Genomic DNA, 15,491 nt, shown 5'->3' with positions numbered 1-15,491 from the left:
GATCGGCGCGCCGGTGCGCCCGAGCGCCACGTCGGCGGGCGGCGGATTGCCGTAAGGGTTCCAGATCTCGCCGTCGAAGGTGCCGGTGACGGTGTAGCCATAGACGATGCCAAGCAGCTGGCGCTCGCTCGCTCTCGCATCGCAGAGACGCAGGCGCAGCTGGATCATGCCGAAATTCCGCGCCTGGGTATTGGCGTTGGTGCTCGAGCGGATCTGCTGCCAGGCATAGAGGCAGGTGTCGCCGGCACGGCTGCGGCCGGAGGCATAACCGAAGGGGCCATAGGCGTTCTGCAGGAAGGTCGCCGAGGTCGCCATCGGCACGCCCGGGGCCGAACGGGCCACCTCGCGGGCAATGCCGCTCGCGTTGATCTTGCTGAAGCCGGCATTGCCGGCGCCGGGATTGGCTCCGGAACCGCCGAAGAACTGGACCTTCAGGGAATTCTGACCGGGCACGGAGGATGAGGTAAACAGCGAGATCGTCTGCTCGACGCCGTTGCCACGTTTGCGCTCGACGACGCTGACGATCGACGGGCCGCCCGGCGGCGGCAGGACCAGCGCCTTTTCAGGTGCCACGGTTTCCGGCGCGGAAGGCTGGCGCACACCGCCTGTCGATGTGCAGCCGGCCATCATGCCCGCCACGGCCACCAGCAATATCGTCTTTCGCAAGCGCATGTCTCGGGCCGCCGCAATCGTCTTTCTAGAGATCCATTCGCAAGCCGAAACGCGACGGATCGTCGAATCAACGACCGGTTGGTCGTCCGTTCAGAATAAACGTCCAACATGGTTAGCGAAAAGTAAACAAGCGAGCTCTAACATCACCATCTGCACTCTTTTCGAACGCTGTTCAGACAGCTCAACCGTATGATGCAAAAATTAATTTAGTACCAACTTAAATACTCTCATTGCGTCTGTTACTGCTGTCGCGAAAAGCCCGCGGGGAACTATGCCGCATGGCCCGCGTTGCCTTGATGTCTCAGGTAGGAAAAGGAGAAATCCCATGCGCAAGACCATGCTGGCTGCGGCCGCCATGCTGACCATCAGCGCTGCCGCCTTCGCGCAGAGCACCGTCATCGTCACCGATCCCGCACCGACCGGCTCCGTCGTATTGCCCGGCGAGGTGCGCACCTATGTGATGGAGCAAAACACACCTTCCGCCGTCTATGATGGCGATATCGCGGTCGGCGCGACGCTGCCCGATACCGTCGAAGTGCATACCGTGCCTGATATCGACGGCTACGGCTATACGGTCGTCAACGAGCGGCGCGTGATCGTCGAACCGAAGACCCATCGCATCATCCAGGTCCTGGAATAACGCGGACAGAGAATTGCGGACGTGCGGCTGTATCCCGGCTTCACATCCGCTCGTCTCCCACCCTCACCGCGACATTCAGAAGTTCGCGGATCTTGTGAGCGAGCTGCTCCAGGCTGAAGGGCTTGGCAAGCAGGGAAACGCCGTGATCGAGCACACCATTGTGGACGATGGCATTGCGGGTGTAACCCGTCGTGTAGAGGATCCGGATCGTCGGCCATTTTTCCTGGACGATATCGGCAAGCTGGCGTCCGCTCATCTGCGGCATGACGATATCGGTGAAGATCAGGTCGACTGCCGCATTCTGCTCCAGAAGCATAAGCGCCTCCATGCCGCTAGCGGCCTGCAACACGGTGTAACCGAGTTCATGCAGGCTTTCGGCAGTCATGGTGCGGACGTTCTCATCGTCCTCCACCACCAGGATCGTATCTTTGACGCTGCCCTGAGGAAGCGGCTGGGCGCCGGCGACGTTCAACCGGGCACCCGCCGTGCCGACATGACGGGGGAGATAGATCTTCAACGTCGTACCCCTGTCGATCTCCGAATAGATCTTAATGTGGCCGCCGCTCTGCTTGATGTAGCCGTAGACCTGGCTGAGGCCGAGACCTGTGCCTTTGCCGGGTCCCTTGGTCGTGTAGAACGGGTCGAAGGCGCGTTCGATCACCTCCGGCGACATGCCGGTGCCGGTGTCGGTGATGCTGATCATCACATATTGACCTGCTTCGACCTCCGAATGCATGCGCGAATATCGCTCGTCGAGTTCGGTATTGGCGGTCTCGATCGTCAGATTTCCGCCGCCCGGCATGGCGTCGCGGGCGTTGACGGCAAGGTTCAGGATGGCATTCTCGAGCTGGCTCAAATCGGCGAAGCTCGGCCAAAGGCCGCCGGCAAGCACGGTCTCGATCCGGATGTGCTCGCCGAGCGTACGCCGCAGCAGCTCCGACATGCCGCCGACCAGCTTGTTGAGGTCGATCACCTCCGGGGCGAGCGGCTGCTGGCGCGAAAAGGCGAGAAGACGCGCGGTCAGCACTGCCGCTCTCTGCGCACCGTCCCTGGCATTCTGGATGGAGTATAGCAGGCGGGGATCTTCGCTTCCGGTCAGGCGCCGCTGGGCGAGATCGAGGTTGCCGATGATGATTGCCAGCATGTTGTTGAAATCATGGGCGACACCGCCGGTCAGTTGGCCGATGGTTTCCATCTTCTGCAACTGGCGGACCTGCGCTTGAGCGGCGGCATTCTCCTCCATCTCGTGCCTGAGCTCGGCAGTGCGCTGGGCCACTGTCTGTTCGAGGCGCGTGTTGAAGCTGTTGAGCTCGCTGCGGAGGCGGCTCTGCCTGCCGTGGGCAATGATGATCATCTCCATCAATCCAACGGTGATCACCGCATTGATGAGATAGGTGGAAAGGCCGACCCATTGGCCGGCGGTGGCCGGCCAGAAAACACCATACGGCTCGACGAAAAACTGCTGGACAATGAAACCGGCAACCAAGGTCGCGACAACGCCCGGCCCGGCGCCGCCTATGAAACTCGCGAGCAGTATCGCCGGAAGAAAGCTCAGGAAGGGAAACCCGGAGAGAGTGTCGCTGGCGGCAAGCCTCAGAAGAAACGTCAGGCCAACGAAGGCAATGGCCAGCGGATATGTAAAACCTGGCCTGTGACGCAGCCAATCCGTGGCACTCAGCAAATCCATTCGACACCCCTTCTTACAGCACCGCGCGTCTTTTCGAGAGCCGCAAAAGACGCTGCAACGCTTTGAATTGCTGCATAATTTATTCATAAATCGATTCCGATTTAAGGAAATTATGCAGGAGCCGTTGCGGAGACGGCACTCCAGCTTTTGCATATCGAATTTCAACCGGCAATATGCTGTTTCTCGCACTGCCGGCCACGACGTCTTGACGAGCCGTGCAAGCGGCCACATAAACCTCATGCCTAAAGCGTGTCGCAATCTTTCAGATTCGCTCCTTGCGCTTTAGATCTTTGTTTTTACGCATGTCGTTATCGCAAAACCGCAGCACACTTTTGCGCGACATGCTTTAGCAAGGGGCAATGGGTGAACGGGATCATGAAAGACATATTCATCGTCGAAGACGACGCGCTGATTGCCATGCTGCTTGAGGACATGCTTGCCGATCTCGGCTACCGGGTCTGCGCCAGCGCGCCCGACCTGGAACGAGCGCTGACAGCCGCCAGGGATACGGAGTTCGACGCTGCAATTCTCGATGTCTCGCTTGCCGGGCAGAGTTCGTTGCCGGTCGCAAAGCTGCTCGACGAACGCGGAAAACCCTATCTCTATGCGACGGGATACGGCACGCCGCCTGATGGCAGCAGCCCAAGCACGCTGCCCGTGCTGCAAAAACCCTTCCAGCTCAGCGAACTCGAACAGGCGATGAAGCGGCTTACCGAAGCCTGACTTTCCTGTTCAGCGCACCTGATCGAGCAGACGCTTGCATTCCAGGAGGTCGTAGAGCGCCTCCTGCAGCAGCGCCCTGTCTTCCTTGCCAATGCTCGATTTGCCGATCGAGACTTCCTGCTCGTCGTCTCCGGCGACGAAATTGAAGAACCGGCGGGTGATCGGCGGCTTGGCGCGGCCGACGATCTGGTCTTCGTCAGCCATGCCGACGCGCGGTTCCCCGGCACCCGTGTCCTGCACGCCCGACGCAAGCGCCTCGACGCTGGCGAGGTCGCCATGGCCGACCGATATGACGAACTTGTTGCCATTGGTCTTCAGAAGCTTCTGCACACCCTTGATCGTATAGCCATGATCATAGAGCAAATGCCGGATGCCCTTGAGGAGGTCCACGTCCTCCGGCCGATAGTAGCGACGGCCGCCGCCGCGCTTCATCGGCTTTATCTGGGGAAACCGCGTCTCCCAGAAGCGCAGCACATGCTGCGGCAGATCAAGATCGTCTGCGACTTCGCTGATGGTGCGAAAGGCATCGGGGCTCTTGTCCAACGTCATGCTGCTACGCGACCTCGCGGCTCGATTCTACGGCGACTCATCATATTTCAACGGTTTGGCGCCGACAATTCAAGTCATGTCTTGACGTTGCGCACAAGGATGGAGAGCGCGAGAGAGAAAAAAGCCGTTTCCGAAACGGGAAGCCGATTATCAGGGAGCCGGATTCAGCGGCTTCAGCTTGATCTTGCGAGCGACATGCGATTTGAGGATGCGTGTCTTCAACACGTTCGACGCCTTGAAGGTCATGACCCGGCGGGGGGAAATCGGAACCTCCTCGCCGGTCTTCGGGTTGCGGCCGATCCGCTCGTTCTTGTCGCGCACCTGGAAGGTGGCGAAGGAGGAAAGCTTGACGGTTTCACCACGCACGATGGCGTTGCAGATCTCGTCGATGACGGTTTCGACCAGTTCGGCAGATTCGGTCCGGGAAAGCCCGACCTTTCGGAAAACGGATTCCGCCAGGTCTGCTCGCGTCACTGTTTTTCCGGTCATGGTTTCCCCGCCCATACAAAATATTTTGTGAAATCGCACGAAGAGTATTTGTCTTGCGCCTTACGGTCAAGCTCTTGTTCGCCGCCAGTTTTTTAGGTTTCGTGCCTACCAGCGCAGCAGAACCGCACCCCAGGTAAAGCCGCCGCCCATCGCTTCGAGCATCACCAGGTCACCCTTCTTGATGCGGCCGTCGCCGGCAGCGGTCGCAAGTGCCAACGGGATCGAGGCAGCCGACGTATTGCCGTGCAGGTCGACGGTGATGACGACCTTCGCGGCATCGATGTTCAGCTTCTTCGCCGAACCGTCGATGATGCGGCGATTGGCCTGGTGCGGTACCAGCCAGTCGAGGTCATCGGCTGTGGTGCCGGTCGAATCGAAAGCCGCCTGGATAACATCGGTGATCATGCCGACGGCGTATTTGAAGACCTCGCGGCCTTCCATGCGCAGCTTGCCGACAGTGCCCGTCGTCGACGGGCCGCCATCTACATAGAGCTTTTCCTTGTGCGAGCCGTCGGAACGCAGATGTGCGGTCAGCACGCCGCGATCGCTAACGGTACCCTCGCCTTCTGTCGCTTCGAGGATGATCGCGCCAGCGCCGTCGCCGAAAAGCACGCAGGTGGTGCGGTCGTTCCAGTCGAGAATGCGCGAAAAAGTTTCGGCGCCGATGACGAGAACGCGCTTTGCCAGCCCGCCGCGGATATAGGCATCCGCGGTCGTCACCGCATAGACGAAACCGGTGCAGACGGCCTGGACGTCGAAGGCGAAGCCGTGGCTCATGCCGAGCCGGTTCTGGATGTTGACTGACGTCGCCGGAAACGTGTTATCAGGCGTCGAGGTGGCGCAGATGACAAGATCGATATCGGCAGGCGTCAGGCCGCCATTGGCAAGCGCTGCGCGCGCCGCCGCCTCGCCCAGCGACGCCGTCGTTTCGTCATCACCGGCGACATAACGCTGCCGGATGCCGGTACGCTGGACGATCCATTCGTCGGATGTATCGACGATGGCCTCCATGTCACGATTGGTCATTACGCGCTTCGGAAGTGCGGCTCCGAACCCGCGAACCACTGAACGGATCATCTTTGATTGAACCCCATCGCTCATGCCGCTTCCGGGCCCATCGGGGGCAGCCGCTTGGCATGATATTTCTTAAGATCGTTTTCTATTTTCTGATTGAGGCCGTTCTTGGCCATGTCGTAGCCGACTTCGATGGCGGCTGCGATGCCTTCGGCATTCGCCCCGCCATGGCTCTTGATGACGATGCCGTTCAGGCCGAGAAACACGCCGCCATTGACCTTGCTCGGATCGAGCTTCTCGCGAAGCATGTCGAAGGCGCTTTTGGCAAAGAGGTAGCCGATGCGGGCCAGCAGCGTGCGCGACATGGCGGCACGCAGATATTCGCCGATCTGCTTGGCTGTGCCTTCGGCGGTCTTCAGCGCGATGTTGCCGGAAAAGCCTTCGGTGACGACAACGTCGACCGTGCCCTTGCCAAGGTCGTTGCCCTCGACGAAGCCGGAATATTCGAGCGAATCGATGTTCGCCTCGCGCAACAGCCGACCGGCCTCCTTGACCTCCTCCTGGCCCTTCATCTCCTCGACGCCGACGTTGAGAAGGCCGACCGTCGGACGTTCGACCTCGAAAAGCGCGCGCGCCATGGCGCCGCCCATCAGGGCGAAATCCATCAGCTGCTGCGCATCGGCGCCGATCGTCGCCCCGACATCGAGCACAATGCTCTCACCCTTCAGCGTCGGCCAGATCGCGGCGATCGCGGGACGCTCGATATTGGCCATGGTGCGCAGACAGAACTTCGCCATCGCCATCAGCGCGCCGGTATTGCCGGCCGAGACCGCGACGTCGGCGTCACCCGTCTTCACCGCCTCGATCGAACGCCACATGGTGGAGATGTAGCGGCCACGGCGCAACGCCTGGCTCGGCTTCTCATCCATAGCGACGGCAAGCTCGCAGTCGTGAAAGAGCGATTTTTCCCTGAGCTTCGGAAACTTGGCGAGAACCGGATCGCACTGTTCCTTGAGACCATAGAGAACGAAGGAAATATCCGGATGCCGATCCAACGCCTTGGCGGCGCCGGGGATGACAACCTGGGGACCAAAGTCGCCACCCATGAGGTCGAGAGATATTCTGATCACGCGTCCCTGATCCTTCTTTTCGCCGAGGGCGAAATCTCGGCCAAAATACCGGTTTTGGCGTCGCTTACAACTGAATTGTGTCAAATGCCAGAGGGGCTTCAGTCCTTTTTCCAGTCCTTGAGAGCCGCGAAAGCGGAGGGCTTTTTGTCGTCTTCGCCGCTGTCTTCGACATGGCCGGCGAATTCGATACCCGGCTTGCGCGGATAGGGATCGATCGCCAGAGCGGCGAATTCGGCAACCACCTCGCCGGCGTCGATCGTATCGCCGACAAAGTTCTCGGGCAGATCAGGACCGTCGGGATCGAGCAGCATCTCGCCGGCGTCGTTGCCGGCCTGACGGGCAAGCTTGGAGCCCTCCGGCACGAAGATCTGCTCGAAGCTCTCGTCGATGGCGGATTCGACCGGCTCCAGCGTCACGACGCAGGACTGGACAATCTTCGCCTGCACGCGGCCCTTGATGCGCACGCCGTCGCGCTTCCAGCGGGCAATCTGCAGATCGGCGCTGAGATCGTCGACGGAGACGACGTTCCAGGTCCGGGCAAGCGCCTTCAGTTCGCTGGCATCGGCCTCGACATGGACCTCGACGGGGTTGGCCGAGATGTGGCCGACCTTGACTTGATAGGAGAAGGGAACATCGTCCCGATCATTCTGCATCGTTTCCTCCTTCAGGTGACCGGTTGGCAGGCGACCGGCGGCAGCGTTGCCGAACCGGTGGCGATTACCTCTTCGGCAACGGCGGACAGATGCGATTCTGCGGCCATCATCCACCCGGCGAGACCGGACATATCGGCCGGCGTCGCGGTTTCGGGATAAATATTGCGCTGAAGGGCAAGAGCGAGGGCTTCGGCATCGCCTGTGTCCATCGCCTTCGAATAGGCTTCGAGCCGGCCGTAGAACATACCGGCGAGCTTCTTCATCCGCTTCGGCACACTGTTGTCGCCGATGCCGAGTTCGCGGATCGAATAGTCGATATCCTGGAAGAAAGCGTCGACGATCTCCTGGGCGATCTCCTGGCCGCTGGTGGCGGAAGCACGGGTGCGGCGAAAAAACAGGATCATGACTATCGACAGCATCTCGAAACGGCCCATGACCGTATCTGGCACATTGAGCCGCTCGTAGAGTTCCGGCATGCGCGCGGCCGCCGCCAACGCCGCATATTGCCTGTCGACGATCGCCTGATTGTTGTTTTTCTTGCGGAAGAGCCCGAGGATCATTGTTTTTTCCGGAAATGCCTCATTCTTCATGCCGGCTGGCGTCTGGCCTTGTTGCATGATTTCGAAAGCTGGTTTACCGAAGCAGGCGCGAATTGCAATGCCGATCATGGCCAGTTTCTGGACGACGCCTTCGACGCGTCAGCGAAGCGAATTCGGGAAATTCGACCCGGAATGGCCACAATGGTTTTGCAGGAGGTAAAGCGTGCAAGGCCCAGAATGGCTGCTATCGACACTCACAGGGAGTAGATGTCGTTGAAGAAACGGTATTTCAAGTCTGACATGAAATTCTTCAGCAATGCGGCCATTGCCCTCATAATTGCCTCCACTACCGCTCTCTCCGGTTGCCAGACCAGCACCGTTCTCAACGGCGGCTACGTCGCCGACCAGCAGTCGCTGAACCTCGTTCCGGAAGGCTCCAGCCGCGAGCAGGTGCTGCTTTCGCTCGGCACCCCGTCGACGACGGCGACCTTCGACGGCGAAGTCTTCTACTACATCTCGCAGCGGCGCACGCGTGCGGTCGCCTTCCAGAAACTGAAGGTCGTCGATCAGAGCGTTCTGGCGATCTATTTCGACAAGGACGGCGTCGTCAGCCGCCGCGCCAACTATGCGCTGCAGGATGGCAAGGTGTTCGACACGATCGGGCGCGTCACGCCGACCGGCGGCAAGGAACTCACCTTCCTGCAACAGATGCTTTCCGGCGGCAGCGCCGCGAGTGCTGCCCGCAGCCTGTTCGGCGGTGGTGCTGGCGGCACGCCGCAGAACCCAAGCAGCCTGCGCTGATCGGATACGCCTTATACGAAAACCCCGCCGGATCACTCCGGCGGGGTTTTTCGTGGTCGCTGTTCGTTGCCGCGCCGAGCCGGGCGGCATGCCTCATCCGGCGAGAACGGCGAGCAGCAGCAGCGCGACGATGTTGGTGATCTTGATCGCCGGGTTGACAGCGGGGCCGGCGGTATCCTTGTAGGGGTCGCCGACCGTATCGCCGGTGACGGAAGCCTTGTGCGCATCCGAACCCTTCATGTGACGCACGCCGTCCTTGTCGACGAAACCGTCTTCGAAGCTCTTCTTGGCATTGTCCCAGGCGCCACCGCCCGATGTCATCGAGATGGCGACGAAGAGGCCGTTGATGATGACGCCGAGCAGCGATGCGCCGAGGGCGGCAAAGGCGGAGGCCTTGGAGCCGGAGATGAGAAGCACGCCGAAATAGACGACGATCGGCGCCAGCACCGGCAGCAGCGACGGCACGATCATCTCGCGGATGGCGGCCTTGGTCAGAATGTCGACCGCCCTGCCGTAATCCGGCTTTTCCGTGCCCTGCATGATGCCGGGCTTTTCCTTGAACTGACGGCGGACTTCCTCGACGATCGCGCCGGCCGCGCGGCCGACGGCGGTCATGGCGATGCCACCGAAGAGGTAGGGGATGAGACCTCCGAAGATCAATCCCGCCACCACGTAAGGGTTGGAAAGATCGAAGGAAATTTCACCGATGCCGGCAAAATAAGGGAACTTGTCGCCATTCGCCGCAAAATATTTGAGGTCATAGGAGTAGGCTGCGAAGAGCACCAGGGCGCCGAGACCGGCAGAACCGATGGCGTAGCCCTTGGTCACGGCCTTGGTCGTATTGCCGACGGCATCGAGCGCATCCGTGGATTTACGCACCTCCGGCGGCAGATGCGCCATTTCGGCGATACCGCCGGCGTTGTCGGTCACCGGTCCGAACGCGTCGAGCGCGACGATCATTCCGGCGATGCCGAGCATGGCCGTGACCGCAATGCCGGTGCCGAACAGGCCGCCGAGCTGATAAGTGGCGAGAATTCCGCCAACGATGACGATCGCCGGCAGTGCCGTCGATTCCAGCGAAACGGCCAGGCCCTGGATGACATTGGTGCCGTGACCGGTGACCGAGGCCTGGGCGATCGAGACGACCGGGCGCTTGCCCGTGCCGGTATAATATTCAGTGATCACGACGATCAGCGCGGTGACGACGAGGCCGATGATGCCGCAGAAGAAGAGGTTCGCGCCTGATATGTCGGCGCCTCCGACGGAGCCGATCGATCCCCAGCCGATGGTGAGCGAGGTGGCAGCGCCAAGGCCGACGATCGACAGCAGGCCGGTGACGATGAGGCCCTTGTAGAGAGCGCCCATGATCGAGCCGTTCGAGCCGAGCTTGACGAAGAAGGTGCCGATGATCGAGGTGATGATGCAGGCGCCGCAGATTGCCAGCGGATAGACCATCGCAGACTGGAGGATCGGCGCGCCGGCAAAGAAGATCGCGGCGAGAACCATGGTGGCGACGACCGAGACCGCATAGGTTTCGAAAAGGTCGGCAGCCATGCCGGCGCAGTCGCCGACATTGTCGCCGACGTTATCGGCGATCGTTGCCGGGTTGCGCGGATCGTCTTCGGGAATGCCGGCTTCCACCTTGCCGACGAGATCGCCGCCGACATCGGCGCCCTTGGTGAAGATGCCGCCGCCGAGACGGGCGAAGATCGAGATCAGCGACGCGCCGAAGCCGAGCGCCACCAGCGCATCGATGACTTCGCGCGAGCCGCTCTCATGGCCGAGCCCGATGGTCAAGACCGTATAGTAGATGGATACTCCAAGCAGCGCTAAGCCAGCCACCAGCATGCCGGTAATCGCACCCGACTTGAAGGCGATGTCGAGGCCGGCGGAAAGGCTCACGGAAGCTGCCTGAGCGGTGCGCACATTGGCGCGGACGGAGACGTGCATGCCGATGAAACCGGCAGCACCGGAAAGCACGGCGCCAATCAGGAAGCCGATCGCGGCCTCGCCGGAAAGAAGCAGCCAGGCTAAAATGAAAACAACAACCCCGACAATGGCAATGGTTCTGTACTGGCGCGTCAGATAGGCTTGCGCACCTTCGCGGATATAGCCCGCGATCTCCTGCATGCGGCTGTTGCCCTGATCGGCGGCAAGCACCGACCGGGTTGCCCAGGCGGCATAAACCACCGAGAGCAGACCGCATGCGATTACGCATAAAAGAATCGTCATTTCGCTCTTTCCTCCCATAGGCCGGAGCTCACTCCTTCTCCGGCAGATACGCCGCCGAATCGCCTTCCTCTCCACAGAAATGCCACAGCTAAGCGGTGCGGAGATTGCTTGGTCGATCACGTGGCGTCAAGACCGCAACGGGCGAAAACCATTGCGGTACGAAGAAAGACGTAGGGGGATTGTTTGGCGGCTAAAGACTTACTTGTTCGCCTCGCCGCGAACCTGCTTTGCGATGCGGTCGAGCACGGCATTGACGAGCTTCGGCTCGTCGTCGTCGAAGAAGGCCTGGGCGATCTCGACATATTCGGTGACGATGACCGCCACCGGCACGTCCTTGCGGTCGGTGATCTCGAAAACGCCGGCGCGCAGGATGGCGCGCACAGTGCTGTCAAGGCGCGACAAGGCCCAATCATCCTGCAGAGCTGCGGCAATCAGCGGATCGAGGCGGACCTGATCGCGCACGACACCGGAGACGATGGAACGGAACCAGGCTGCATCGGCTTTCAGATAAGTCTCGCCATCGATTTCCTGACCAAGACGGTGCGCCTCGTATTCAGCCACGATCTCCAGAACGCCCGTGCCGCCGACATCCATCTGATACAGTGCCTGAACGGCAGCAAGACGGGCAGCGCCCCGCTGGTTCGCAGTCTTGACCGGCCGTTCCGTCTTGTCGTCGTTCATTCGTTATGCACCCAGTTTCTGCTTCAGCTCGATCATGGTCAGAGCTGCACGAGCGGCAAATCCGCCCTTGTCCTTTTCCGAGCGGCGCACGCGCGTCCAGGCCTGCTCGTCGTTTTCGACGGTCAGGATGCCATTGCCGATGGCAAGGGACTCGCTGACCGCAAGATCCATCAAGGCGCGCGAGGATTCGTTCGACACGATATCGAAGTGATAGGTCTCGCCGCGAATGACCATGCCAAGGGCGACATAGCCGTCGTAATGCGTTCCGCCATTGTCGTCTCCATCAAGCGACATGGCAATCGCCGCCGGAATTTCCAGTGCACCGGGAACGGTGACGACCTCGAAGGTGGCGCCGGCCTCCGTCAATGCGAAGGTCGCGCCTTCGAGCAGGGAGTCGGCCATGTCGTCGTAGAAGCGGGCCTCGACGATCAAAATATGGGGAGCGGTCTCTCTCGACATGGTTCACCTTCGGTTGGCGGGACATTTACCCGCTCGGCAGCCCGCGGTCAAAACATGCCTTCGTCCGAATGGCAAGCAATTTCGCCCGATGCCGCAATGGGAAAGAGGAAATATCTGCAAGGGGATAGCCGCGCCCTGTATGCACGGCTGGGCAGGCCTCTGAAATCAGCTTTCCCGGACGCCTGGAAAGCGGCAATTCGAAGGCAGTTTTCATGAACAATTCTTAATGGATTTTCAGTGGCTTAACCCATTGAATCGCGAATGGGAGAACGCCAATTCCATGTCGTGACGCAGACGATCCCCTGCAACGACAGCCGACCGTCTAAGCAGATGAAAGGATACAAATCATGCACCGCGTTCTCACCATCACTATCGCTGCAACCCTCTCCTCCCTCGCCTTTGCCGGCGTCAGCCGGGCCGAAAGCCTTGGGATGAACACCCCTCAAGGCATCGAGCAGACGCTCAGGAGCTACCAGGGCAATGACTTCAATGTCCAGGAGGTTTACAACTGGCGCAACTTCGACGACGAGACGAGCGGCCCACACTCCGCACCGCAACGCTCCGGCCAGGCTATCCGCGGCATCCAGGCCTCGATCGACGCCAACAAGTCGCTTGCCCACCGGCTCAACAATGAGGGTGTCAATATTCGCAATGTCGTCAATGCCGAGCAGGCGGCCGATGGGAGCTTCACCTTCTACGTTCGTTGACGGCTCCAGCGCATACCCCGAAAATCGGATCGATTTTTGGGCTATGCGTGGGATTGGAAGCGATAGAGCGTCTTAGCGTATTGCACGCTCGGCGCTCAAAGCATGGGCGGCGGGCTCCTCTCCGCCCATGCCGGGGATTTCCGAGATAAGCATTGAATTTTCCGGCGCGATGATAGTTTCTCCTCCTGCAACAGGAGGACCATCATGACGACGGAAGCAAAAGCGGCGATCAATACCGCCGATCTCAAGCTCGACCACTGGACACAGGGCGAGCTCTATGAGAGCACCGACACCTCTTTCGGCCCGCTTCTCGGCCTGGCCGGTCTGGGCGTCAGCTACAACGAGGTACCGCCCGGCAAATCCGGCTGCCCCTTCCACAACCATCACGTCGAAGACGAGCTTTTCTATGTGATCGCCGGTACCGGCGAATACCGCTTCGGCGATGCGCGCCATGCGATCAAGGCGGGCGACGTGCTCGGCGCGCCGGCCGGCGGACCGGAAACGGCGCACCAGATCATCAACACCGGCACGGCCACACTCGTCTATCTCGGCATTTCGACGATGGCGAAGACCGAGATCGTCGAATATCCCGATTCCGGAAAGTTCCTTGCCAAGACGAATAGAGACGGTACAGAAGCCAGGCGCTTCCGCCACATCGGGCGGCGGGAAGGCGACCTCGACTATTGGGACGGCGAGCCCGGCGCCTGAGGACGTGTTTTTTCACAAGGACCCATCGTGATCGACATTCCGACCCTCGAAACGGCGCGTCTGAAGCTTCGCCCTCACCGCCTCGACGATTTAGACGCGCATGCAGCGCTGTGGGCGGACGAGGATGTCGTGCGCTTCATCACCGGCGCGCCATCGACGCGCGAGCAGAGCTGGAGCCGCATGCTGCGCGTTGCCGGCATGTGGCACCATATGGGCTTCGGCTTTCTCGCGATCGTAGAAAAGGAGAGCGGCCGGTTCATCGGTGAAGCGGGCTTCCTCGAAGCCCGCCGCGAGATGGAACCGTCTATCGAGGGGACGATGGAGGTCGGCTGGGCGCTGATGCCTTCGGCACACGGCCGCGGTTATGCCACCGAGGCGCTGACCGTCCTGATCGGCTGGGCGGAAATGCATTTTCCCGGAAAACCGATGAGCTGCATCATCAGCCCCGAGAACCAGGCCTCGCTGCGGGTCGCAGCCAAGCTCGGCTTCCGCGAGACGGCACGCACGCAGTACAACGGCGAGATCATTCAGTTTTCGCGGTAGGGAATTCCACCAAGCGGGCAACATAGCGCGCGCCATTGCGGGCTTGCTGACATTTGCCGATATCGCCAACTGCAAGCTTAAGCAAAAGGATATCGACGACCTCAGCTTGCAGCACCCGACTTCATCCCCGGATGGGTCCGGACTTCGCACCTGCTACGCGCAAGGAACGCGCTTTAGAGTCGCTGACAAGAGGCAGAAACGCTTGGAATCCTGACGTCCGCCACCTTGACACAACTAAGCATTGACGGGCGAGCCGCGTGGTAATTGCAGCCGGCAGAAACTCCCCATCCATAAGAGGCTGATCACAAATATGACCGTTTTCATTGTTTGCCATAAGGATTTGCCGAGCTACCCTCCTCCCGAGGGCGCGAAAATCATATGGCTCAATTCTAAGCCTCCTTTGGAAAACAAGGGAATGGATGTCATTGCCGGCTATGATTTTTTCAGCGAGCCGGAGGAGATTCACGCGAAATTGTCAGGATCGCTGGGAACGCTAGTCATCGCGAAAGTCGTTTCGGAAGAAACTGTAAAACCTCGCAACATTACCATCTGGCAGTATCGTAAATTTTTAACAAGACTAAACATCGGAACGCCGAATCCCGAATATCCCGGCATGAATATAGCAACTTCAGAAGAAGTAGAAATCACAAGACCAGAGAATCCGGCGTTTTTTTCAGAGAGTTTCTTTCTGCCTCGTCCATTGAATCTCCATAACATATCGTATCACTATGCAGGCTGCCACAATATTGTTGACTTTTTCAGATATACGGCGTTTTCAGTCGAAGCAAATACTTTACCGCAAGCCGAAGCTTTGCATTTTTTTAATTCCAGCACTCTGGTTCCTGGAGGCATTGAGCTCGGCACATATCCGACGGACTGGTGGCTGGATACTTTTGTGCGCCTTGTGGCGCCGTCTCTTGAATTTGCGAAACGATATCAACCGTTTCAAGCCGAAGATCCCGTGCAGAAACGTGCGATCTCATTTTGCCAGGAGCGTCTGGGAAGCTATCTTCTAATCAAGCGGTTGGCCGAGCTCTATGGCAACAACCTGCCTGGGTTCTTGTTCGGAGATATGGCTACCGTATCGAACGATGGTGTCTATAGAACCGGCGTATAAACCGAGGCAATCCCAAACGTAGAATCGCAAGTCTTTGCGATACTGGCAGCAGAAGCGGCTGAGCGAGCAAAGCTGGCTATTGCATAATTCCTTAAATCGGAATCGATTTAAGGACAAAATTATGCAGCGATTCAAAGTGCTACAGCG

18 protein-coding genes are annotated in these 15,491 nt (G+C 59.7%); 7 read left to right on the top strand and 11 right to left on the bottom strand.

The window, feature by feature from the left end:
- A partial coding sequence (gene bcsN, locus FY112_RS07885) for a cellulose biosynthesis protein BcsN (protein WP_151518108.1) occupies positions 1-672 on the bottom strand: 672 nt, incomplete at its 3' end.
- 325 nt (positions 673-997) lie between these two features.
- Here bcsN and FY112_RS07880 point away from each other — a divergent pair.
- Positions 998-1,312: a DUF1236 domain-containing protein gene (locus FY112_RS07880; RefSeq protein WP_017959887.1), complete on the top strand. Its 315-nt coding sequence runs from the start codon at positions 998-1,000 to the stop codon at positions 1,310-1,312.
- 40 nt (positions 1,313-1,352) lie between these two features.
- Here FY112_RS07880 and FY112_RS07875 read toward each other — a convergent pair whose 3' ends face one another.
- Positions 1,353-2,999 (bottom strand): ATP-binding protein, encoded by a 1,647-nt coding sequence (locus FY112_RS07875; protein WP_017959886.1) that lies wholly within the window; start codon positions 2,997-2,999, stop codon positions 1,353-1,355.
- 375 nt (positions 3,000-3,374) lie between these two features.
- Between FY112_RS07875 and FY112_RS07870 the strand changes: the two genes are divergently transcribed.
- Positions 3,375-3,722 (top strand): response regulator, encoded by a 348-nt coding sequence (locus FY112_RS07870; RefSeq protein WP_017959885.1) that lies wholly within the window; start codon positions 3,375-3,377, stop codon positions 3,720-3,722.
- A gap of 9 nt (positions 3,723-3,731) precedes the next feature.
- Here the strand turns inward: FY112_RS07870 and FY112_RS07865 are convergent, their stop codons facing one another.
- From FY112_RS07865 to FY112_RS07840, 6 genes are all read right to left on the bottom strand, one after another.
- Positions 3,732-4,271 carry a MerR family transcriptional regulator gene (locus FY112_RS07865; protein ID WP_017959884.1) on the bottom strand — a complete coding sequence of 180 codons (540 nt, stop codon included), beginning with the start codon at positions 4,269-4,271 and terminating at the stop codon, positions 3,732-3,734.
- 150 nt (positions 4,272-4,421) lie between these two features.
- Complete coding sequence (locus FY112_RS07860) at positions 4,422-4,760, bottom strand: integration host factor subunit alpha (protein ID WP_003547228.1); 339 nt, start codon at positions 4,758-4,760, stop codon at positions 4,422-4,424.
- A 105-nt stretch (positions 4,761-4,865) separates the two neighbouring features.
- A complete protein-coding gene (locus FY112_RS07855; protein ID WP_012756903.1) occupies positions 4,866-5,837 on the bottom strand; it encodes a beta-ketoacyl-ACP synthase III in 972 nt (323 codons plus the stop codon).
- A gap of 20 nt (positions 5,838-5,857) precedes the next feature.
- A complete protein-coding gene (gene plsX, locus FY112_RS07850) occupies positions 5,858-6,904 on the bottom strand; it encodes a phosphate acyltransferase PlsX (RefSeq protein ID WP_026158621.1) in 1,047 nt (348 codons plus the stop codon).
- A gap of 98 nt (positions 6,905-7,002) precedes the next feature.
- Complete coding sequence (locus FY112_RS07845) at positions 7,003-7,557, bottom strand: DUF177 domain-containing protein (protein ID WP_017959881.1); 555 nt, start codon at positions 7,555-7,557, stop codon at positions 7,003-7,005.
- Between the two features lie 11 nt (positions 7,558-7,568).
- The gene (locus FY112_RS07840; protein WP_017959880.1) at positions 7,569-8,225 is read right to left on the bottom strand and encodes a ubiquinol-cytochrome C chaperone family protein; all 657 of its coding nucleotides are present in this window, start codon (positions 8,223-8,225) and stop codon (positions 7,569-7,571) included.
- A 138-nt stretch (positions 8,226-8,363) separates the two neighbouring features.
- Between FY112_RS07840 and FY112_RS07835 the strand changes: the two genes are divergently transcribed.
- Positions 8,364-8,897 carry an outer membrane protein assembly factor BamE gene (locus tag FY112_RS07835; RefSeq protein WP_012756899.1) on the top strand — a complete coding sequence of 178 codons (534 nt, stop codon included), beginning with the start codon at positions 8,364-8,366 and terminating at the stop codon, positions 8,895-8,897.
- A gap of 93 nt (positions 8,898-8,990) precedes the next feature.
- Here the strand turns inward: FY112_RS07835 and FY112_RS07830 are convergent, their stop codons facing one another.
- The 3 genes from FY112_RS07830 to ribH all read right to left on the bottom strand — a co-directional run bounded on the left by FY112_RS07830 (position 8,991) and on the right by ribH (position 12,269).
- Complete coding sequence (locus FY112_RS07830) at positions 8,991-11,129, bottom strand: sodium-translocating pyrophosphatase (RefSeq protein ID WP_026158620.1); 2,139 nt, start codon at positions 11,127-11,129, stop codon at positions 8,991-8,993.
- Positions 11,130-11,327: 198 nt separating this feature from the next.
- Positions 11,328-11,810, bottom strand: a complete 483-nt coding sequence (gene nusB, locus FY112_RS07825) for a transcription antitermination factor NusB (protein WP_131630094.1) — start codon at positions 11,808-11,810, stop codon at positions 11,328-11,330.
- A 3-nt stretch (positions 11,811-11,813) separates the two neighbouring features.
- Complete coding sequence (ribH, locus tag FY112_RS07820; protein WP_151518107.1) at positions 11,814-12,269, bottom strand: 6,7-dimethyl-8-ribityllumazine synthase; 456 nt, start codon at positions 12,267-12,269, stop codon at positions 11,814-11,816.
- Positions 12,270-12,616: 347 nt separating this feature from the next.
- Here ribH and FY112_RS07815 point away from each other — a divergent pair, with 347 nt between their 5' ends.
- The 4 genes from FY112_RS07815 (at position 12,617) to FY112_RS07800 (ending at position 15,344) form a co-directional block, all read left to right on the top strand.
- Entirely contained in the window at positions 12,617-12,976 is a 360-nt protein-coding gene (locus FY112_RS07815; protein ID WP_072638854.1) for a hypothetical protein, read from the top strand.
- Positions 12,977-13,180: 204 nt separating this feature from the next.
- Entirely contained in the window at positions 13,181-13,684 is a 504-nt protein-coding gene (locus tag FY112_RS07810) for a cupin domain-containing protein (protein ID WP_131630093.1), read from the top strand.
- Between the two features lie 27 nt (positions 13,685-13,711).
- On the top strand, positions 13,712-14,227 hold the full coding sequence (locus tag FY112_RS07805; protein WP_151518106.1) for a GNAT family N-acetyltransferase: 516 nt from the start codon (positions 13,712-13,714) through the stop codon (positions 14,225-14,227).
- A 310-nt stretch (positions 14,228-14,537) separates the two neighbouring features.
- Positions 14,538-15,344: a hypothetical protein gene (locus FY112_RS07800; RefSeq protein WP_017959873.1), complete on the top strand. Its 807-nt coding sequence runs from the start codon at positions 14,538-14,540 to the stop codon at positions 15,342-15,344.
- Positions 15,345-15,491 lie beyond the last annotated feature (147 nt).

Source organism: Rhizobium sp. PEPV16 (genome assembly GCF_008919455.1).
Taxonomy (GTDB): domain Bacteria; phylum Pseudomonadota; class Alphaproteobacteria; order Rhizobiales; family Rhizobiaceae; genus Rhizobium; species Rhizobium leguminosarum_Q.
Note: the sequence above shows the minus strand (reverse complement) of the source record. Positions and strands in the feature narration are given on the sequence as shown.

Bases quoted from the DNA above. Each gene is read 5' to 3' on its own strand.
- FY112_RS07880 (WP_017959887.1), top strand. From the start codon at position 998: ATGCGCAAGACCATGCTGGCTGCGGCCGCCATGCTGACCATCAGCGCT.
- FY112_RS07875 (WP_017959886.1), bottom strand. From the start codon at position 2,999: ATGGATTTGCTGAGTGCCACGGATTGGCTGCGTCACAGGCCAGGTTTT.
- FY112_RS07870 (WP_017959885.1), top strand. From the start codon at position 3,375: ATGAAAGACATATTCATCGTCGAAGACGACGCGCTGATTGCCATGCTG.
- FY112_RS07865 (WP_017959884.1), bottom strand. From the start codon at position 4,271: ATGACGTTGGACAAGAGCCCCGATGCCTTTCGCACCATCAGCGAAGTC.
- FY112_RS07860 (WP_003547228.1), bottom strand. From the start codon at position 4,760: ATGACCGGAAAAACAGTGACGCGAGCAGACCTGGCGGAATCCGTTTTC.
- FY112_RS07855 (WP_012756903.1), bottom strand. From the start codon at position 5,837: ATGATCCGTTCAGTGGTTCGCGGGTTCGGAGCCGCACTTCCGAAGCGC.
- FY112_RS07845 (WP_017959881.1), bottom strand. From the start codon at position 7,557: ATGCAGAATGATCGGGACGATGTTCCCTTCTCCTATCAAGTCAAGGTC.
- FY112_RS07840 (WP_017959880.1), bottom strand. From the start codon at position 8,225: ATGATCGGCATTGCAATTCGCGCCTGCTTCGGTAAACCAGCTTTCGAA.
- FY112_RS07835 (WP_012756899.1), top strand. From the start codon at position 8,364: ATGTCGTTGAAGAAACGGTATTTCAAGTCTGACATGAAATTCTTCAGC.
- FY112_RS07830 (WP_026158620.1), bottom strand. From the start codon at position 11,129: ATGACGATTCTTTTATGCGTAATCGCATGCGGTCTGCTCTCGGTGGTT.
- nusB (WP_131630094.1), bottom strand. From the start codon at position 11,810: ATGAACGACGACAAGACGGAACGGCCGGTCAAGACTGCGAACCAGCGG.
- ribH (WP_151518107.1), bottom strand. From the start codon at position 12,269: ATGTCGAGAGAGACCGCTCCCCATATTTTGATCGTCGAGGCCCGCTTC.
- FY112_RS07815 (WP_072638854.1), top strand. From the start codon at position 12,617: ATGCACCGCGTTCTCACCATCACTATCGCTGCAACCCTCTCCTCCCTC.
- FY112_RS07810 (WP_131630093.1), top strand. From the start codon at position 13,181: ATGACGACGGAAGCAAAAGCGGCGATCAATACCGCCGATCTCAAGCTC.
- FY112_RS07800 (WP_017959873.1), top strand. From the start codon at position 14,538: ATGACCGTTTTCATTGTTTGCCATAAGGATTTGCCGAGCTACCCTCCT.